17 protein-coding genes and 1 pseudogene are annotated in these 19,473 nt (G+C 53.6%); 10 read left to right on the forward strand and 8 right to left on the reverse strand.

Annotation, left to right across the window (positions count from 1 at the left end):
* Positions 1-28: 28 nt before the first annotated feature.
* The 5 genes from PVA01S_RS24230 to PVA01S_RS24250 form a co-directional block, all read right to left on the reverse strand.
* Complete coding sequence (locus tag PVA01S_RS24230; protein WP_127610218.1) at positions 29-586, reverse strand: hypothetical protein; 558 nt, start codon at positions 584-586, stop codon at positions 29-31.
* Entirely contained in the window at positions 576-1,406 is an 831-nt protein-coding gene (locus tag PVA01S_RS24235) for a hypothetical protein (RefSeq protein WP_164751953.1), read from the reverse strand. The genes PVA01S_RS24230 and PVA01S_RS24235 overlap by 11 nt, the downstream gene beginning before the upstream one ends.
* A 186-nt stretch (positions 1,407-1,592) precedes the next feature.
* Complete coding sequence (locus PVA01S_RS24240) at positions 1,593-3,263, reverse strand: aminotransferase class V-fold PLP-dependent enzyme (RefSeq protein WP_164751954.1); 1,671 nt, start codon at positions 3,261-3,263, stop codon at positions 1,593-1,595.
* Positions 3,245-3,823 (reverse strand): glycerol-3-phosphate acyltransferase, encoded by a 579-nt coding sequence (locus PVA01S_RS24245; RefSeq protein WP_127610224.1) that lies wholly within the window; start codon positions 3,821-3,823, stop codon positions 3,245-3,247. Before PVA01S_RS24245 ends, PVA01S_RS24240 begins: the two co-directional genes overlap by 19 nt.
* Positions 3,824-4,084: 261 nt before the next feature.
* Positions 4,085-5,275 carry an ROK family protein gene (locus PVA01S_RS24250; RefSeq protein WP_164751955.1) on the reverse strand — a complete coding sequence of 397 codons (1,191 nt, stop codon included), beginning with the start codon at positions 5,273-5,275 and terminating at the stop codon, positions 4,085-4,087.
* Between the two features lie 422 nt (positions 5,276-5,697).
* Between PVA01S_RS24250 and PVA01S_RS24255 the strand changes: the two genes are divergently transcribed.
* From PVA01S_RS24255 to PVA01S_RS24280, 6 genes are all read left to right on the forward strand, one after another.
* A complete protein-coding gene (locus tag PVA01S_RS24255) occupies positions 5,698-7,032 on the forward strand; it encodes an ABC transporter substrate-binding protein (RefSeq protein ID WP_127610228.1) in 1,335 nt (444 codons plus the stop codon).
* Positions 7,033-7,092: 60 nt separating this feature from the next.
* Positions 7,093-8,811: an alpha-L-fucosidase gene (locus tag PVA01S_RS24260; protein WP_127610230.1), complete on the forward strand. Its 1,719-nt coding sequence runs from the start codon at positions 7,093-7,095 to the stop codon at positions 8,809-8,811.
* 107 nt (positions 8,812-8,918) lie between these two features.
* On the forward strand, positions 8,919-9,821 hold the full coding sequence (locus tag PVA01S_RS24265; RefSeq protein WP_127610232.1) for a carbohydrate ABC transporter permease: 903 nt from the start codon (positions 8,919-8,921) through the stop codon (positions 9,819-9,821).
* Between the two features lie 3 nt (positions 9,822-9,824).
* Positions 9,825-10,613, forward strand: a complete 789-nt coding sequence (locus PVA01S_RS24270; RefSeq protein ID WP_127610234.1) for a carbohydrate ABC transporter permease — start codon at positions 9,825-9,827, stop codon at positions 10,611-10,613.
* Between the two features lie 22 nt (positions 10,614-10,635).
* Positions 10,636-12,015 carry a sulfatase family protein gene (locus tag PVA01S_RS24275; RefSeq protein WP_127610236.1) on the forward strand — a complete coding sequence of 460 codons (1,380 nt, stop codon included), beginning with the start codon at positions 10,636-10,638 and terminating at the stop codon, positions 12,013-12,015.
* A gap of 35 nt (positions 12,016-12,050) precedes the next feature.
* Positions 12,051-13,382, forward strand: a complete 1,332-nt coding sequence (locus PVA01S_RS24280; protein ID WP_127610238.1) for a sulfatase family protein — start codon at positions 12,051-12,053, stop codon at positions 13,380-13,382.
* 583 nt (positions 13,383-13,965) lie between these two features.
* Here PVA01S_RS24280 and PVA01S_RS24285 read toward each other — a convergent pair.
* Positions 13,966-14,802 (reverse strand): sulfurtransferase, encoded by an 837-nt coding sequence (locus PVA01S_RS24285; protein ID WP_127610240.1) that lies wholly within the window; start codon positions 14,800-14,802, stop codon positions 13,966-13,968.
* A 169-nt stretch (positions 14,803-14,971) separates the two neighbouring features.
* On the opposite strand from PVA01S_RS24285, the gene PVA01S_RS24290 reads away from it, so the two are divergent.
* A complete protein-coding gene (locus PVA01S_RS24290) occupies positions 14,972-15,454 on the forward strand; it encodes a GNAT family N-acetyltransferase (RefSeq protein WP_127610246.1) in 483 nt (160 codons plus the stop codon).
* 18 nt (positions 15,455-15,472) lie between these two features.
* Positions 15,473-16,033, forward strand: a complete 561-nt coding sequence (locus tag PVA01S_RS24295; protein WP_127610242.1) for a nucleotidyltransferase family protein — start codon at positions 15,473-15,475, stop codon at positions 16,031-16,033.
* A 210-nt stretch (positions 16,034-16,243) separates the two neighbouring features.
* Here the strand turns inward: PVA01S_RS24295 and PVA01S_RS24300 are convergent, their stop codons facing one another.
* Positions 16,244-16,567: a 4a-hydroxytetrahydrobiopterin dehydratase gene (locus PVA01S_RS24300; protein ID WP_307720697.1), complete on the reverse strand. Its 324-nt coding sequence runs from the start codon at positions 16,565-16,567 to the stop codon at positions 16,244-16,246.
* A gap of 11 nt (positions 16,568-16,578) precedes the next feature.
* Positions 16,579-16,872, reverse strand: coding sequence for a hypothetical protein (locus tag PVA01S_RS24305; protein ID WP_054798637.1), 294 nt, complete (start codon positions 16,870-16,872; stop codon positions 16,579-16,581).
* 192 nt (positions 16,873-17,064) lie between these two features.
* Between PVA01S_RS24305 and PVA01S_RS24310 the strand changes: the two genes are divergently transcribed.
* Both PVA01S_RS24310 and PVA01S_RS24315 read left to right on the forward strand, forming a co-directional pair.
* Positions 17,065-18,669, forward strand: a complete 1,605-nt coding sequence (locus PVA01S_RS24310) for an SWIM zinc finger family protein (protein ID WP_127610244.1) — start codon at positions 17,065-17,067, stop codon at positions 18,667-18,669.
* A pseudogene (locus PVA01S_RS24315) lies at positions 18,666-19,473 on the forward strand (DEAD/DEAH box helicase); the annotation flags it as partial. The gene PVA01S_RS24310 and the pseudogene PVA01S_RS24315, both read left to right, overlap by 4 nt.

Consider the following 19,473-nt stretch of genomic DNA (forward strand, 5'->3'; position numbering starts at 1 on the left):
GGCTCCCTCTGCAAGAGGGAACCTGTAATTAAGAGGACAGCCGGCCCTGCCAATGGGCCGCCCTGCGGAACGTAAACACCGCCATCAGCTCCAGCAAGAACATCGGGATCACCGCGACAAAGGCGAACATCCGGGATTCATCGGGGGCGTTCAGAGCGAAAGGAAGCGCGAGCAGCATCAGCCACTGTCCGCCCGTATACAGCCGCCTGCGGAAACGCAAGACGTGCGCTTCTGCAGGAAGGGCGCCATCGAAGGCATGTCTTTCCATGACCGCGAAGGTTTGATGCATGAACAGCAGCTTCAGCAGCAGCAGCATACCGCCGAACGCGATCCAGCCCGGGGAGGGCGGGGCATCGGCGTGAAATCCGGACGGGCCCGGCCAAATCTCGGCCAACGAAACGACAGCCATCGCAGCGGCCCAACCGGCGGCTTTGCCATAAGCGGGGCGCACCGCGCCCAACCGCTGCAAGGCGAAGTACATCATTCCATACCCGATCACATCGGGCCATACATCGAAGTAGGCGATGCGGATATCCAGCAGCACAAGCAGCAATCCCCATGACAGCTTGCGAAAGCTATTCGCCAAGACGCTCAGCCCCCTTCCGGTCTTCGATCAGACGGCGGATCCCCTGCTTATCGGGTTCAGGCGCCTTGTAGAACGTCTGCGTCCAGTAACGGATGCCGGATGATGCCGAGCCTTCCGCGGGTTCCAGCCGCAGCCTCATCTCAGGCATATACGCCTCCATCCGCCGGGGATCATTCGGCTCGAAGCGGAACCATCCGTCAATGGTAACCGTCTCCCCGGTCTTCAGCTCAAACGGAACCGTTACCTCTTCGTGCATCGTCCGATGCACCGACATGTCAAATGCGTCGGCGATTCTCGAATGTAAGCTGAAGGCCACGGACTGCAGCCGCACGTCCTGCTTCGCTGCGAGCGTATGGTGATGCTCGCCCGTGCTGCTGGAGGACGCCTGCACCGTTTCGAGCGGGAGACCTTGAAGATCCTCGGCAGGCGTAAATGTAATTTCCCCGATCGGCACCGTTTCACTCGGTCCGTCGCTATACCAGACGCGAAATTCACGGAACGTTCCAAGCGCTTCGGTCGGCAGTTGGCCTTCCTGCGGGATGAGCTCGAGACTGGCCTTATGCAGCCGGTAAGGTCCGTAATCCCCGTAGGTCGATGTGCCGTGAACATACCAATGGACTTGTTCCGAGATTTGCACGGTCACCAATTGCCTGCGCGAATCGCGATGCGTGACGTAGTACAAGTCCATAGGCCGCCCTGGAGAAGGCGTGAACGCATAATAATGGTTCAAAAAAACGATATCCGGCAGCTTATGCGCCAAATAGTACCCATAATTGCCCACCCATACGCAGGCGGTTGCCAGAACGGCGAGCAGCCACAAAAAGAAGCTGTTCCTCCTCTTCAAATCGGCACCTACTTTCGATCGACGAAAGGCATAACTTCTACTTTAATCAATTAACGCTTTCTGTTGTATAAAAGTTACAGTAGAACATGCCGCAACCGCGGTTCCCTAACAGGAAAAGCCCCCCGGCCGCTCGAGCTGAGCTGCGGAGAGCTTGTACCTGCGTTATCGGTTCGCCGCTACGGCCTGCGGCCCGGCTTCCTTCGTAAGCGGCAGCTGCCGGCGCTTGCCCATCGTCTCAACGAATAGGCGCAGCACGTCCAGCATCCGTACGATGTCCTTCTCCTTCAAATGGCCGAGCGAAGCGATCTGCAGCCAATTACGCTCCAACAGATAGCCGCTTTCGAACTGCAGCGCGAAGCCTTGATCGAGCATCCGCTGCCCGAGCTCCCTGGACGACAACTCCTTGGGCAGCGCTATCGTCAGAATGTAGGGCGCCTGATGCTCCCTCGGGGCGAGCACACGTAACCCCATCTCCTCGACGGCGGAACGGATCGAGCGGTACCGACTTGCCGTATGCGCATAAGGTGCGTCCGTTTCGAAGGCGCGGAGCGCTGCGTCCAGCGCGGCCAGCAGGTTCGATGACTGTGAGAACGGGATGCCTGCGCTCTGCTCGTACGCGTCCACATCCATATACACAGGCAGCAGATCCTGGGCATCGCCGGAGACCCGCGGTTCATCCCCCTGGAAAACAAAACATAGTCCCGTATAAGCGCCCAGCGCTTTCCCGCTCACTCCGCTGGCCCAGCTTACACCCGACAAGTCGGTCGGAACCGCGCCCAGGCTGCTGACGCCGTCCACCGCCAGACGCATTCCGTACTCCCGGCAAATCTGCTTCAGCTGCGCTAAGTCATTCAACACGCCGGTCGATGTTTCGCCGTGCACCGCCCACAGCCACGCGTACTTCCCGCCAGCCGCCGCAGCGCGCACGCCTTCATAATGAAGCGGCTGTCCATACTCGCTCTCCAGCGTATCGAACGGCAGCGCCCACCGGCGCGCATGCCCGGTGAGACGCCGGCCGAATTCGCCGTTGACGAGCACCAGCCCGCGGCCGCCGTGCCGCTTCAACTGCCCGGCGACCGCATCGTTCGCCAGCGTCCCGCTGCCGAGCATCAGGTGCACGGATGCGGCGTTCGACATGGCGCACAGCTTGCGGCGCACCTCCCCGTGCATACGCATGAACGCCTGCGAGCGGTGAGACAACGGCCTGGCCTGCATCGCCCGCTCTACCTCCGGCGCCACCTCGACGGGACCGGCCAGAAACTGGACGTCCCGCTTCATATACCTGTAAGCCCGCGACGCCTCATAGGACGCCCTGGTCAAATACATAGGCTGGTACCAAGCGCCCTCCCGCCCTACCAGCTCGGCGAACGGCAGGAAGCCGAGATGCCGGTACAAGTGCAGCTCGCGGGTCGTTCCCGAGATGATGCCCATATCGTAGTCCCCCCGCTCCAAGTAGCGGTCTAAGAAGCGGATCAGGCCGAACAACACCCGGCTGCGTCGATATGCCGGGTCGACGGCCAACAGCCGGATCTCGACCATCCGCTTCGGCTGAACGGGCAAAAACCGTTCGAACCGCTCGATTTTCGCATCCATCGAGAAGGGTCTCCGGTCCCGCACCGCCAGCATCCCGGCCAACCGTTCTCCGTCCATTGCAAGAAGATACGTATTCTCTGCATCGTATCTGTCGATTAATCGTCGCGCCTCGTTGGCTTCATGCTGCGGAATTTCTTCTACGAACGTTCTATAGTTGAGATGAGCGACAAGCTCCCGCTCTCGTTCCGTTTCCGCGATTTTATAAAGGATCGGCATCCGGATCAGCTCCGTTTCATCCATAGTTGTCTCACATTGTCCCGATGGGCGTTCACGATGACTGCCGCAACCGCCGCTCCGAGCAGCATCGGTCCCGTCTCCCAGTGGAAGAGCAGCCATAATAAAGGAAACGCGCTTACTCCAATAAGACCGGCTGGCGTCCAGGAACGCAGGACAACGACCAGCACGGCCGCCACTGCAAGCATCACGAGCCAAATTCTCCAATCAAGCAGCACGGCCCCTCCGCAAAAGACCGACATCCCCTTCCCTCCGCGAAAGGACAACCACACCGGGTACATATGCCCAAGCACCACGGCCAGCAGCGCCGCAAGGATGAACACGCTTGACGGTTCGATCCACTTCGCGCAGCCGACCACCCACGCTCCCTTGAGCGCATCTCCGGCGAAGGTGGCGATAAAGGCCCCCTTCCCGTAAATGCGACCGGCATTTCGCGCGCCCGGATTCCCGCTGCCGAGCGACCGCAAATCGCCTCCGTCCTTCAGACGTGCGATCCAATATCCCGTTAACACGCCGCCCATGCCGTAGCTGAGCAGCAAATAAGCAATGGCAGCCCCCGGCGTCATGACGGCCCTCCTTTTATTCGTAACCTTTCCATGAATTGATTATAAAAAGGAATCCGGCCTTCGGGGAGTACTAACTTTGTGTAGTACCTTGCCTGTTGACGAATCTCAAAAGCTCCTGAACGGAGCGCTAAAACTGGAATTGTGCAATTGGGGCAATGCTGCTGCAAAACAAAGAGGGTTGTGACAGGGCGCCCGCCGGCGACCTGCCACAACCCTTACATTCATTAAATAGCCCAGAATTCTTTCTAAAGGACAACGATATTACTCCAGTAAGGAATAATGGATAATCGTATTCGAAAGCTGGCCAATCACCATCGAAACTCCACCGTGGGCAACTCCGAGCTCCCCCAAATCCGAGCAGTAAATTTCCACATTTCTCAAAAAACGCTCTGGAATCATTTCATTCAGCGTATTCCATATCGAGTTGATAAGCTTAGGACCAAGCAGAGCAAGAAGTCCACCGATACAGATCACCCTTGGATTATAAGCATTGATGACATTGGCCAGACCGATGCCTTGATAATGGCCAAGCTCGTGGACGGCGCTCGTTACTTTGGAATCCCCGGCATGGAGGGAATCAACAATTTCAGTGAAAGACAACTGCTGGGGGGTTGATTCCAGCAAGTCGTATAGCGCTTTAATAGAAGCATACATTTCCCAACATCCTCTGCTGCCGCAGGAGCACTTTTTACCGTTCATATGGATGGTGGAATGTCCTAGTCTTCCCGCGGTGCCAGTCGTTCCAGTAAACAGCTCTCCATTGTTGTATACGCCAACGGACAAGCCCCACGAGCTGGTCACGTAAACCAAATGGTCCACCGATTTGGAACGTCCGAAATGAACTTCTCCCAAAGCTCCGGCATATGGCGCAGGGTTAATATAAATCGGAATATCAGGAATCTGTTTCGTAAGCTCACTCAGTAACGGAAAATCAATCCATTCCTGCAAGTTGGCGCTGTAATCCACGGCATCCGTTCTTATATTGTAATAGCCTTGAATGACAATCCCGACTCCTACAATGCCTAACTGGCGATGGGAGTGCGTTTTCTTTAAATCCGCTAAGATACCCGAGATCGTGTTCACGAAATAAGCCGGATTTTTGTTATTCACCGGGAAAATCATACTCTCCAGCTTTTTGCCCAATAAATCGGTAATCAGCAAGGTGAACTGGTTAATCTCTATATCTACGCCCACACAAATTCCGGCTAATTCATTGATATCAACCAATGTAGGAGGCCGCCCTCTTGATGTTCCCGTCGTACCTAATTCGACGACGATCCCTTTCTGCAAGAGTAAATCTACGCAGCTTGAGACGGTCATTTTATTGAGGCCCGTAATTGAAGCGATTTTAGCCCGGGAAATAGGGCGGTATTTGAGTATCGTGTTGATGATATGTTCCATATTAATTTTTTTGACAAGATCAAGATTGCCAATTTGACCTTTAGCCTGCACGGATATCACCTCACCCCGTTTCAGTTTACTATAATTATTTAGTATATACATTATATTATATTTAACAATAAATCCGAAGCGAACCGAATGAACGCAAATTATTCAAGATCAAATCAAAGGATAAACAAGTACCTTCTCAACCATTAAAAATGCTATAAATCCAATTAAAACGCTGACTTACAACCATTCTCAAGTTCGTTATTGACTAATTGCAGAAAAGCACTTATAGTGATATTAATTTAATTCGATAAATTTACTTGGTATTATGATTATACTAAATAGGTGGTGTCTAACGGGCAATGGGACCCTAAGAAAACTTTCGATAAAAGATGAGATTCTCCCGGCACAGCTACATAAATGAAAAGCTTGGTCACGAAATGCACGAAACGGCTTCATCATTATCATGAAGAGGAGATCTGTTTATGAAAAAAAAGAGTATAAGCCTTATTTTACTTGTCGGCCTTTTGCTTCTTACTGCCTGCTCATCGAATAAAACGAACAGCACCGAGACTTCGTCTAGTGTGACGCAAACACCTGCCACTCCCTCGGCAGTTGAAGAAATCTCCTTTTGGTCCTGGTCTCCTGAAGATAGCGTATGGCAGGAATTGATCAAAGCCTTTAACGACAAATACCCGAACATTAAAGTGAATTATGTTCGCACTCCTTCCGCCGACTATGAGAAGAAAATCCAAGTGGCCATTCAAGGCGGAGAAGTTCCGGACGTAATGGCCTTTCAGAACGGTCCTATGATCAAAAATTATTCCCCCATTCTCGAACCCTTGGCTCCTTTGGCTGAGCAATCGCTGGGGAAAGATTGGGAGAAGAATTTCAAACCCACGCCGCTGGAATCCGCCAAAAAGAATGAGTATAAGACCATCCCGACCGGGGTTGCGGTTACACCATTTCTCTCATATGACGTCGACTTATTCAATAAGGTAGGTGCAAAGCCGCCCAAAACCTATGAAGAACTCAAGCAAGCGGTGAAAAAATTCGAGGACGCCAAATTGCCCGGGATTATTCCCCGGTTGGGCTTTGCTGGCGGGAAAAGCGCTACGGTTACGGATCTGTTTTATACGCTAGTCAACCAAATCGCCCCGGGGAAATTGTACGAAGCGGACGCTGGAAAAGTGAAATTTACGGACCCGGAATTTATCCAGGCTACCCAAGCCTTCAAACAATTTTATACGGATCATCTCTTTCAAGACGGGAACCTGACGACCAAATATGATCCGGACCTCAGGGACATGTACGAGCAAAAAAGACAGCTTCCGATGATCCTCGTGGGCGCCTGGATCATGACCGACGTAGCGAATAAGGATGGACTGCATATCGGCGATCGCACCTTCGGTCTCATTCCTGTACCTACGATTGATGGCGGTAAAACAAGCGTTCTGATCAATGGCGACGTTCCGCTCGGGATCAGCAAAGATTCCAAACATAAAGACGCTGCCTGGAAATTCGTAGAATTCATGGCAACCGGAGAGTATCAAACGATTCTGAGTAAATCCTTGCAGTTCCTCCCCGTGAAAGAGGGGCTGTCCATGGATACATCGAGGTTAACAACGGACATCGAGAAACAGTCCGTGGACGTCATATTAAACTCGCTTACGAACGACGTAGGTGGAATCCGATTCCTGGACAACGCCTCCATCGAACAGGCGCTATTCAAAAACTTGCAACAGGTGGCTACCAGGGCTGTATCTCCGGAGCAAGCGATGGCAGAGGTTCAGAAAGCTTCGGAAGCCGTGAAGCGATAAATAGGCCAAGTTGACCTGTCATACTCCGTGCTTGAAAAACAATCATTGGAGGGGATTAAAATGTTTACGATGCCATTCAAGAAATCGATAGGAATTGTTCTTGTTATAACGCTGCTTTCTATTTTCCCCTACACCCCGAGAGCTCTGGCCATAACTCCGGATGAATATGTGCAGCTGGGATTCGGATTTTTCCCGCATTACGGTCTCAATACGTATACGGGCACGGTCGGCGGCGAAGGAAATCCGCAAAATTATCCATCCACCTTATTCGCGCCTACCGATTTTGACGCGAATCAATGGGTGGCCGCGGCTAAAGACGCCGGCATGGAGTACGTCATTGTCGTTGCCAAACACCGTTACGGGTGGGCTGCCTGGGATAGCGCTTATACAACCTATGATATTGCGACCAGTTCTGCGCCGAACCTCGACATCGTCAAAGCCGTTTCAGATGCCTGCGCCTTATACGGACTCAAGTTCGCCATATATTACAATGCAGATGACAGGTATCATTTTCCGAATGGCGTATCCGGCAATAGTACCTATACGGAGTTTGCCAAAAACCAACTTACCGAGCTGCTGACCAACTATGGCGAAGTCGTGGCTGTATGGTTCGACCATGCCAAGGCAATTACGAACAACCAGGCTGCCCAATTAGAGGCGCACGTGAAATCCATTCAACCGAATACGCTCGTATTTTTCCACGACGATTCGAAATCTTCCGCGTCCGATGTTCATGTTACCGAACTCGTGAATGGAGATCCGCCGGTTGGTAATGACCGGCCATGGGAAGAAGCTTGGAAACTTTATGCCGATTATTGGTCCTTCCAGAATAATGAGGCTCCGGCTGCACCGTGGAATAACGCTGCCTACGTTGCCAATAAGGTGCATTACTACAACAAGCGCTATGCTTCTTTTGCGGTGAGCGTACCACCCGGACCAAATGGGAAAATATCACAGGCGGGTTTAGACCTCTTGCATAACATCGGATTGATCCCGCGTTGGAAACAGACTGACGACAGAAGCCCTTTAATTACATATGGCGGCACATGGGAAAGCAAAAGCAACTCCAGTTATTACAAGAGCACGGCGAAAGACAGCAGCGAGGCAAACGCATATGCGGAATATACGTTTACTGGCACAGGAGTAAGGCTGATCACGAAAAAGAATTCAACGAACGGAATTTTCGACATTTACATCGACGGAAACAAAGTGGCGACATTCGATGCGTATTCGCCTTCCCCGATTTTCGATGTCGTGGCGTACGAAACAACTTCCTTGACCAACGCGACACATACGATCAAAATGGTCGTGACAGGCACCAAGAATCCTAATTCTACCGGCTACAACAGCAATTTGGATTTGTTCGAGTATTCCGTAAATCCGCCGCAAGCTCCAGCCGAGGATACGGTAATTGACGATACTAGCCCTTCCATTTCCTACAGCGGAACTTGGAACCATGTGTCCAGAGCGACAAGCTACGGCGGAACGATCTCGTATAGCAACACGCAAAATGATTACGCGGAATACTCATTCAACGGTACTGGAGTTACCCTGTATACCCAAAAAGGACCTGGTGGAGGCAAATTCGATATTTATATCGACGGTGTCCTCCAAACGACGTTCGACTCTTATGCCGCCTCACAGCAGAGCAAGGTTAAGGCGTATGACAAACAAGATTTGGCCCCCGGCAGCCATACGATCAAATTAGTGGTCAAGCACACCAAGAACGCCAATTCCAACAACTATTTCTGCCATCTGGATTATATTACGTTCCAATAAAGAAATCTTGATATTTTCAATAAGCGAACCTCTGTTAAATCGGCCTCCGGCGTCATGGGGGCCTTGGCAGAGGTTTCTCCCCTACTTTCGATGCGAGGAGGATCCAAGTGGCGATTGCCGACAAAAAATGGAACGCGTCTCTCAAAAACCGCAGGCGCTTTACCGGATTATACTTCTCGTTACCCTTATTGATATTTGTATCCGTGTTTACGTTCTTTGGCATCTTTTACAATGTGTATACCAGTTTCTTCGATTGGTCGGGCATCGGGAGTCGAACATATATCGGGTTCGATAACTATGTTCAAATTTTCGGCGATCCCGACTTTTTTAACGCGCTTAAAAATACGTTTTATTTTTTGATCATGACGGTTCCCGCTTCCATGGCCGTAGGTTTACTCCTCGCCACCTTACTGAATGGAGTGTGGATTGCGGACAACCTGTTTAAATCGATTTTCTTTCTGCCTCACGTGATTGCCGTCGTTACGATTGGAACGACTTTCGCAGGCATTTATGAACCCAATTTCGGACTACTCAACCATCTGCTTCAGATATTTGGTTTGGATAGTTGGACGCATTCCTGGCTATCCGATCCGGTTACTTCTTTAAAATCGATTGCTGCCGCCTATATATTCGCCCATACTGGATTTTATATGTTGATTTACTATACAAGCATGTTGAATATGGACCCGGAAATATTTGAAGCGGCCAAGATCGACGGGGCCGGGGTGATAAGACAATTTCGCCACATCATTTTTCCGCTGCTTGTCGGTACCCATATCACACTTTTGATTCTCGGAATTATATCCGCTCTCAAAGTATTCGACTTAGTATGGATTATGACGGAGGGCGGGCCGGGAGGAGCGACGGAGCTCATATCCATCTATTTATACAGGAAATCTATGCTGGAATTTAAAACGGGATATAGTGCGGCGGTTTCCGTTATCCTGCTGCTGATCGCATTTATATATACCGTTTTTCAATTGAATATTTATAACAAGACTAGGAGGTAAGGCATGTTTGTACGACTGCAGCTAGCTGAAAAGATTATCATGAACCTCCTTCTTCTCATCTTGGCTATCATTTGGGTCGCGCCATTGGTTTACCTGGTTATGTATTCTTTTGAGGGCGACGGTTGGGGGAATTATCAAGCTGTATTACGTCTAAATTTATTCCCTCATTTTCTCATGAATAGCTTTCTCGTATCCACCTCGGTAGTCGTGATTCTGCTCGCCTTAGTCACATTGGCGGCATACGGCTTCAGCAAGCTGAAATTCCCGGGCGATTCTATCGTATTCTCGATTTGTCTGATCGGACTTATGATTCCTCCGGTCGCAATGCTTGTCCCTTTATTTCAAACGATTAAAGCGTTTCATTGGATGAATAGCTATTTATCGTTGATCGCTCCGGAAGTCGCGATGATCATCCCCTTATCATTGTTAATCGCCCGCAATTCGTTCGATGAGATTCCGAACGAGCTTTTGGAGGCGGCGGAGATCGACGGTGCCACCACGTGGGGAAGGTTCGTGCATGTGATTTTGCCTTTAGCGGTACCCGTGCTTACGACGATTGGCATTTTAGCTTTTTTGAATTCGTGGAATCAGTACATCTTCCCGCTCGTCTTCATTCATGAAGAGACGATGCTGACGGTAACGATGGCTCCCAAATATTTTATCCAAGAATACGCGGCCGATTACCACAAAGTATTCGCGGCGCTCGTGCTGATTACGATTCCCATCGTGGTTTTGTATATTTTCGGCCAAAAATACATGCAGCGCGGCCTAACGAGCGGAGCTATCAAATAAGCAACAAATCAAGGAGGTTACGATGAGAGATCGGCAATCCGCCATAAAAAGACCGAATATCCTGTTTTTGATCGCGGATGATCATAGATTCGATGGCATCGGCGCATATGGGAATCCAGTTGTAAAGACCCCCACACTAGATCAATTGGCAGCTACGGGCGTTCTTTACGAATCGATTTACACGATGGGAGGGCAGACGGCTGCACTATGCGTGCCAAGTCGCGCCTGTCTTTTGACGGGGGCTAACGTCTTTAAAGCGACGGTTACCGCCAACGAGGTTTCGCTCGGGGAGACGGAAAATCCGGCCTTGTGGGCGCTCAATCCGGCACTCGCCACTTTGCCGGAGACGTTCCGCAGAGAGGGGTACCGAACGTTCGGCATCGGCAAATGGCATAACGGCAAAGAAAGCTTCGCCAGAAGTTTTTCGGGCGGGGCGAAAATCTTTATCGGAGGCATGGCCGATCACACGGGGCTGGCCTTACACGATTACGACCCGACCGGCCTTTACCCCGCGGAAGCGGCGTGTCCGGACGATGCGTTCTCTTCGGAGCTTTTTGCGGAAGCGGCAATCGACTTTATTCGCGGGTATCAAGAAGACGATCCGTTCTTCTTATATGTGGCATTCACCGCGCCTCATGACCCCAGAACCCCGCCGAAGGCTTATTCAGACCTTTATCCGGCAGGCGACATCCCGCTTCCCGAAAATTTCTGGACGGAGCACCCGTTTGATAACGGCGAATCGGATGTGCGGGACGAACGATTGGCTTCCTTTCCGAGGGCGCCAAGCGAGATCCGTCAACATCTAGCGGATTATTACGGCATGATCACCCATCTGGATACGCAAATCGGCCGTATTTTCCAAGCATTGGATGAGCGTAATCAGACGGAACGGACGATCGTTGTATACACGGCGGATCACGGACTTGCCTTGGGACAGCACGGACTGTTAGGCAAGCAAAATGTGTACGAGCATAGTATTCACGTTCCTCTGATCATGCGTGGGCCTGGTCTGCCGCAAGGTGTCGAAGTCGGCGGCCTAGGATGCCAAATCGATATTTTCCCGACATTAAGTGAATTGACCAAGACGCCGTTACCCGATACGGTAGAAGGCAGAAGTCTGATTCCTTTGATTTCCGGAGAGAAAACGGCGATCAGAGAAAGCGTATTTTCCGTATACAAAAACTATCAGCGCATGATTAGCGACGGGCGTTGGAAGTTCATTCGCTACTATCGTTCCGAAGGCAAGGGAACGGATCTGATTCAGTTGTTTGATTTGTTTAATGATCCATGGGAAATTCAAAATTTAGCTGAGGACTCCGCACAGCACAATCATATCCGACGATTGGAAGAAGAGTTACTACGCTGGCAGATCAGCGTGGGGGATCCAATCCTTCATCAATAAAGCCTTAACGGACTCCATAAAGAGGTGAGCTGGCTATGAACCGTCCCAACTTTTTGTTTCTATTCCCGGATACGCATCGCGGAGATTGGATGCCGTACGCTTCACACGTATTATCGGATCTAGGCATGAATGAATTACCGCTGCGTATGCCGAATTTGGAAGCCTTGATGAAGCAAGGCGTTACCTTTACAAGGGCAGTCACCCCCTCGCCTTTGTGCGCTCCGGCCAGGGCCTGTCTCGCTTCCGGATTACGATATAACAAAGCTGATGTTGCCGGAAACCATGAAGATTACTCGTTATCTCGAAAAACAATTTATTCCGTCTTGAAGGATAACGGCTATCGCGTCGGCGGAGTGGGCAAGTTCGATCTTCACAAAGCAACGCAATGGTGGGGGCTGGACGGTTGGATTGACGATCTCGGCAAGCTGGGATTTACGGATGCGATCGACAACGCCGGGAAGATCGATGCGGTCCATTCAGGCAAACAGTCTCCCCGGGATCCCTATATGAAGTACTTATACGACCAAGGATTGGCTGAAATTCATTTGCAAGATATGACGGAGCGCGGCCAACGAACGAACGCGACCGATCTGCCGGACGAGGCGTATTGCGACAATTGGCTGACCCGCAACGGGATTCAAATGCTCAAACAATTTCCCCGAGATCAGCCATGGTTCCTCATGGTGAATTTCGTGGGGCCGCACGAGCCCTGGGACATCACCCATCGCATGAAAGCCGCATGGGAGAACGTCCAGTTTGCGAAACCGAATCGTTGCAGCCTTCCGGAGAAAACGTGGAATAGCATCCGGCAAAATTACGCAGCCATGCTGGAAAACATCGATCGCAATGTAGGCCTGCTTCTTGAAGAGGTAAAGCGACGAGGAGAGCTGGAGAATACCGTGATCCTTTACTCCTCCGATCATGGAGATCTGCTGGGAGATTTTGATAAATTCGGCAAATGCAAACCCGAACGGGGATCCGTGCACATCCCTCTGGTCATTAGCGGTCCAAACATCCAAAAGGGCAAATACAGCGATGCGCTTGTAGAACTGCAAGATCTGGCCAGCACCATCCTGGATTTTGCTGATCTAACCATGGTGGAAGCAGAGGATTCGCTCTCTCTCAAACCTCATCTGTTGGGCGAAAGCGAAACCGTGCGGGAAGTACAAATTTCCGGTTTGGACGAAGGTCCCCAACATCCTAGCAAATGGCGAATGGTCTCCAACGGAGAATGGAAGCTTATCGTAGAACAGGCCCAACATGATCGACTGTACTTTCTAAAGGACGATCCCTGGGAAAATCGAAATGTTGCAGAGGATTATCCGGACATCGCGGCCCATCTTAAAGCTGTGCTTGGCATGGCTTAATTAAAATGAGTTGCTGCTTTGCGGCACTGGATCCATCTACGCTCGTCAGCGCGTTTTGTGCTCATTGTTCCCGCACAGCGCTTTCTGCGATAGAGGAGGGAAAATCAACTGCCAGATTCTCGACTGGACTAAACTTCTCATGCTGAATAAGTCATCCAATGAAATCTTCTACTTTGTCTAATCATGAAATTTACGTTGCAGTCCGTTCGCCTATTGCACTCATAAAGGACATTTTAATGAAGGGCTGGTTGGCCTTTCGTTGATTGAACCTTTTAAATACGCATATTGTTGACTTAATTCTGCCTGAAAACTAAAAACAAGAGTTGACAGACTGTACATCTTTACATATTTATATATGTGCTGAGGCAGGGTTTCCTCCGACGAGGGGGAAACCCTCCGTATTTGCGAATGAACAGCCTATTTGGAAATCTTATGAGCGAATATGCAATTTAAAGTGCTTGTAAATGTTTTAAGACAGCCAAGCGTTGACTTCGAGTTTCGCACTCACTCAGAAGCCTGGAGACGAGACATACAGCACCCAACAGCCTGTGTGTCTAGGCCCGTCCCGCGCGCCTTTCCACTCCTACTCTCTCCCCGTCGCAACCGGATTGTCCGGGTACGAGCACCAATCGCTCCAGCTGCCCGCGTACAGCTTCACATTCTTGATGCCCGCCTGCTGCAGCGCAATGATGTTCGGGCACGCCGTTACGCCGGAGCCGCAGTACACAACCACTTCCTGCGCTTCGCGCAGGTCGCTGAAACGTTCCGCCTGCTCAGCCTCCGACTTCCACAGTCCGGCGGAGTCCAGGCTGTCTTTCCAGAAGCGCTGCTTCGCCCCCGGAATATGGCCGGCCACCGGATCGATCGTTTCCTCGATTCCTTCATACCGCCTGCTTTCGCGGGAATCGATCAGCACGGTGCCGGGACGTCCGATCCGCTCCTTCACCTGCTCCATCGACAGCACCAGCTCCGGGCGAAGCTGCGGCTCGAATACTGTCGGATGCTCTACCGGCGGCTCATCCGTAACCGGATAGCCCGCTTCCTTCCACCGCGTATAACCGCCATCCAGCAGGCTCACCCGGTCATGCCCCAAGTAGGTGAGCAGCCACCATAACCGCGATGCCATCGCCCCTCCTTGATCGTCGTAAGCGATAACGAGGGTGTTCCGGTCGATCCCGATTTGGCCGAGCTTGACTGCCAATTGATCCGGGTCCGGCAGCGGATGCCGCCCGCCGTGTACGTCTTTCGGCCCCGATAAATCCTGCTCCAAATCCAAATAAAAGGCCCCGGGAATATGATCGGCCGCATAGGCTTTGCGTCCGGCCTCCGGATTCCCCAATATGAATCGGCAATCCACAATAACCACTTGATCGTCTGTACCGTGTTCGAACAACCACTCCTGGCTCACCACATGCTGCATGCCAATCACTTCCTTTATAGGGATGATTTCCTGTATGATATCAGTATACAACGGAACGGATCTCCGGCGAAAGCGGAACGGGCTGCGAAGCGCCGATCTTGCGGCCGAACAAGCCGATAGCGGAAACCGGCAGACCGCCGTTTCGTACGAAGGAGGCCGGCTGTTTGCCATGTCTGAACCCCTATACCGGATCGCCCCCCTGCTGCCGGAACATTGCCGCGAAATCTGCACCTGGCGGTATCCCGCCCCTTACGACATCTACGAATGGCGGCCGTGGGAGCTGATGGTTTCGCTGCAGGAAGAGTTCGCCGACCTCCGGCTGCGCGACGAACAATACCGCGCTGTGCTGGACCGGGAAGGAGAGCTGTGCGGGTTCGCTCAATTGTTCCCCATCGTCGGGGTTACGCGTCTAGGTCTGGGCTTGCATCCGGACCGATGCGGCGGCGGCAACGGGGCGGCATTCGTCAGGGCGATCGCCGAAGAAGCGCGACGTCTTCAACCGGAGCACGAGATCGATCTGGAGGTGCTCACGTGGAACGAGCGGGCGATTCGCGCTTATCGAAGCGCCGGTTTTGAAATTACAGACACGTATGAGCGTATGACGCCGAACGGCCCGGCTGCCTTTTGCTGCATGGTTTGGCACGAACGCTGACGAAAGGGAGGGCTGATCTTGCACACGGAAGCGTTAAACCGGATCGCCGGTGTTCTGAACGAACACCGCATCGAATGGGGTCTCGGCGGCTCCTCCTTACTGGCCGTCTGCGGCTTGGACGAGCGGCCGAACGACATTGACCTGCTCGTAGCCGCGAACGATGCCGAGCGGGCGCATGAACTGCTTCGGCAGCAGGGCAGCTTCGCGGCGTTCGCGCCGAAGGAGCCGTTCTGCACGACGTACTTTTACCACTACACGATCTGCGGCGCCGAAGTCGACGTGATGGGGCTGTTCGGCATCCGGCATGAGAGCGGCACGTACCGCCTCGATTGGCGCAGGAACGAGGATGACCGCAGCATCAGCCTCCCCGAGGTCTCCTCCCCCATTCCGCTTACGCCTCTGGAGGAATGGTTCGTCGTCTACTTGCTGATTCCGGGCAAAAGCCCCAAGGCCGATCGCATCGAGCAGCATTGGCTTCAAGAGGGCCGTCTCCGCCCTCATCGACTGCGCCAGGCGTTAAGCCGGGAGCTGCCGATGCCCGTACGCGAGCGGATCGCTCGCGTTCTAGACCGGGGATGAGGGGGAGGCTCTGCCAACGCCGCTTGCGGCGGAGGACGTGTTTGGCGGCACAGACAGGGATCAGCTCAGATTCGGCGCGCTCCGGCTCTACCGTCTCCACTCCCTTGCCCGGAGCCCCCGCTCCGGCCCGAGCAAATTCGGCGTCCTATGCCCATTATCCATCGTTCATGGAAAGGGCAGCATATAAAAAAAGAGCAGGCAACAGCCGCCCTACTCTCCCTCTTGCGCCTCGACGCGTACGGCCGCATACGCCGCATCGAAGCGACCGGCCGACTCCAGGTCGAGCTCGGTCAAACCGCCGGCGCTCCACGTCGTCAGCTTGAGCGTGACGACTTTATAATCGATGGCAATCAGCGGATGATGATTCGCCTCCTCGGCGATCCGCGCCACCTCCTGCACGAACGCGATCCCGTCCAGGAAAGCCCGGAACCGGTACCGCTTCACGATCCACTTCGTCTCCTCCAGCCCCCAGCCGGGCAGTTCGCCAAGCCGCGCTTTCACAAAGGCCTCATCCGCAAGCTTCGGCTTCATCATCCTTCGCCCCCTCACACCAAATGAATAATACGCGTAAACGAATCGCCGGTAGCGACGCGAATGATATGCCGCTTCGCATCGTGAGTGACGACACAATTGCCGACATGCATGGAACCCTCCGTGCCAAGACCGTAGAACAAATCGTCGGCAAGCGTTTTCATGCAAGCCTCGCGTTCCTCCGCCTCCAGTTCTCCCCAATCCTCCGCCGACATCTCGAGAAAATCGTGACAGCCGGAGGCCGACTGCAGCGCATCCGTAAAATCCGTGATGATATCCTTGTATTCTCTGCCGAACTTAACTCCCATGCCGCTTCATCCTTTCCTTGCCGAACCGCAGACGATTCCGCGGACTCCTTGTACTTATTGTACCTGTAAAGCGGATATCGCCGCAACGGGCGAGAACCGAATGCGCCCTTCCCGAGAAAAGGCGGCCCCCGCGCATTTGCATGCAAAATCTGGTACACTATAAGGATAGACAAAACGAGCGGAGGGCAACAGATGCTCAAGCTGCAGATTCCGAAAAATCGAATAAACGCGTTGGCCCGGTATCTGCGCGATCATTTTACCGTCGAGCGGCTCGACGGCGGCTGGGAAGATTTCCACAAGCGCCGCGTCGAGGATGCGGAACTTAAACACGGCATCGAAATTCATGCGCTGGTGCGCGAGACGAAAGCGCATGAAGTGATTTTAAACCTCGAGGCGATCGACAAAAGCGAGTGCAGCTGCTCGGATGGCGATCATTGCAAGCATATAGCCGCGGTCGTCTTTGCGCTGTTCGCGCCTCACGGCCGCCCGGAGCTGCTGCTGCAGCAATTGAAGCAGGCGATTCACGTTCGCACGAGGCAGCAGCAATCCAAACAGCAAACGAACGCCCGGGCCGCCGAGAAGCGGCAGGATCGGCTCGATCCGCCGACTCCGGACCAACCGCCGGGGTACTGGCAGCGGTTTTTCGACCAGCAATTTTACGGATTTTCGCTGAACCAGCAGCAATCGATCGAGTTGTTTCACAGCGCGGCGAAAGAATCGCTCAGGCCATACGGGAAGTCCTGGGAACGTCCGCTTCGGGAGCTGTACGCGCTTCATCTGATTGTGTTCATCATGCGGAAGATCGAGCAATTTTATATGGATACCAAGACATCCTATCTCTCCTACTATATCGAGACCGGCTGTAAAGCCGTAGCGCGCCAATGCCACGAGGACATGCAGCAGCTTATTCCGGAGATGGACATCGCCGGGATCGCCAAGAAATATCCGGCCTACTGGAAAGAAACGCTTGCGATGATCGCCGAGGCCGCGCTGACCGGCAAAGATTCGCCGTTGTCGTGGTCGACGGTCTATCGCGGCCTCTGGTGGCGGATGGCCGATGAGCGCGAGTGGCTTCGGGAGGAACGGGCACGGCTGCAGAAGCTGCTCACCGCCTCCGATCTGCCGGCTCGCCGCAAAGATGCGCTGGTGCTTGCGGAGGCTCATTTTACCCTCATGGAAGAAGGAGACGGGGCCGCGCGCGAACGGATGGATCGGCTCGTCCGCCGGGAACCGCGCGACTTCTTCATGTACCTGCACGCTTGTTATCAAGAGGAAGCCTGGGAGCGGATGCTCGCTTGGCTGCGCTGGCTCCTGCCTGTCATGCAGAAGGCGCAGCAGGAGGACTTGCGGCAGTTTTGCCACTACTGGATCGAGGCCGTGCAGCGGCAGACGAACGACGCCGAGTGGGTGCACGTGATGGTGGCGCTTCTGCCGCGAACCTACACGTTCTACACGACCTATCTGATGAAAGCCGGGCGCTATCGGGCATGGATCGACCTGCAGCTGGCCAACCGGGTATCGCCGCTCAACTTGTACTCGCCCGACCTGCAAACGGTGGAGAATCACGATCCGGCGCTTGTGCTGCCGCTTTATCATCAGGCGGTCGAGCGTTGTATCGCAGAGAAAAATCGAACGGCCTACCAGAACGCCATGAGGCTGCTGAAAAAATTGAACGCCCTCTATAAAAAACTGGAGCGACCCGCGGTCTGGGAGGAATATATTTATCGCCTGGCCGTGAAATACTCGCGGCTGCGGGCGCTGCAGGAAGAGCTGCGGAAAGGAAAATGGATCCCATGACCGACACGACCGAGATCCGCGTACATATACGTTGGGCGCAGCAGGACGATTTCTTCATCTGGGGCACGCGTTACAACGGCGGCATCTACGATGCTTACGACTTGCGGGATTGGCTCTTCGCCTGGCATGAGCCATCATTCTACGGTACCTTCATCGAGGTGACGGAGTCGGCCCAAATGGAAGGCCTGCTGCTGCCCGCCTTAGAGGCGCTCGACTATTTGGCCGCGCCGGCTGTGGTGCAGCACCAGCGGCTAACGTTTACCCCCGAGCTGTCGGAGCTGTCCAAGCTCGCTCCTTATGTCAAGGACGCGCTCCGCGCCGGACGCTTTATGCCGGATTTCGCCAAATGGAAGAGCGGCGAGCTCGGCTGGAAGCTCGAGCTGCCGGAACACGCCGCCGCTTGGGCGGCCTCTCCGCTCGCCCAGCATTGGATGGAACGGCTCATTCCGCTCTGGATCGAAGCCGACGGCGTCATGCGCGAGCATCTCAACCGCCTCGAACGTTCGTTCCCGCTGTTCCGGCGGGGTCAAGAGTCCGTCGACGTCTGGATGGACGAAGAAGACTGGCTCGTGTCCATCGGCTGGCAGTCGGACGGCACGCCGTTCCGCACGTGCCTGAAGCTTGAGGAGCCGGCCAAGGCGGGCGGCGACTGGCCGCTGCGCGTCGTGCTGCAGGATCGCGGCGCCAAGGAGAACGTGATCGAGCTCGAGCCGAGCGCGATCCATACCTGGACGGCCGCAAGCGCAGCCGCAGACACCGCCGCGACGGCAGGCGCGACTGACGGCGCGTCCGCAAGCGCAGCAG

Source organism: Paenibacillus validus NBRC 15382 (assembly GCF_004000985.1).
Classification (GTDB): domain Bacteria; phylum Bacillota; class Bacilli; order Paenibacillales; family NBRC-103111; genus Paenibacillus_G; species Paenibacillus_G validus.

Coding starts and splice junctions, on each gene's coding strand:
- PVA01S_RS24300 (WP_307720697.1), bottom strand. CDS start 16,567: ATGATGAAGCCGAAGCTTGCGGATGAGGCCTTTGTGAAAGCGCGGCTT.
- PVA01S_RS24290 (WP_127610246.1), top strand. CDS start 14,972: ATGTCTGAACCCCTATACCGGATCGCCCCCCTGCTGCCGGAACATTGC.
- PVA01S_RS24275 (WP_127610236.1), top strand. CDS start 10,636: ATGAGAGATCGGCAATCCGCCATAAAAAGACCGAATATCCTGTTTTTG.
- PVA01S_RS24260 (WP_127610230.1), top strand. CDS start 7,093: ATGTTTACGATGCCATTCAAGAAATCGATAGGAATTGTTCTTGTTATA.
- PVA01S_RS24280 (WP_127610238.1), top strand. CDS start 12,051: ATGAACCGTCCCAACTTTTTGTTTCTATTCCCGGATACGCATCGCGGA.
- PVA01S_RS24245 (WP_127610224.1), bottom strand. CDS start 3,823: ATGACGCCGGGGGCTGCCATTGCTTATTTGCTGCTCAGCTACGGCATG.
- PVA01S_RS24305 (WP_054798637.1), bottom strand. CDS start 16,872: ATGGGAGTTAAGTTCGGCAGAGAATACAAGGATATCATCACGGATTTT.
- PVA01S_RS24255 (WP_127610228.1), top strand. CDS start 5,698: ATGAAAAAAAAGAGTATAAGCCTTATTTTACTTGTCGGCCTTTTGCTT.
- PVA01S_RS24285 (WP_127610240.1), bottom strand. CDS start 14,802: ATGCAGCATGTGGTGAGCCAGGAGTGGTTGTTCGAACACGGTACAGAC.
- PVA01S_RS24270 (WP_127610234.1), top strand. CDS start 9,825: ATGTTTGTACGACTGCAGCTAGCTGAAAAGATTATCATGAACCTCCTT.
- PVA01S_RS24310 (WP_127610244.1), top strand. CDS start 17,065: ATGCTCAAGCTGCAGATTCCGAAAAATCGAATAAACGCGTTGGCCCGG.
- PVA01S_RS24240 (WP_164751954.1), bottom strand. CDS start 3,263: ATGGATGAAACGGAGCTGATCCGGATGCCGATCCTTTATAAAATCGCG.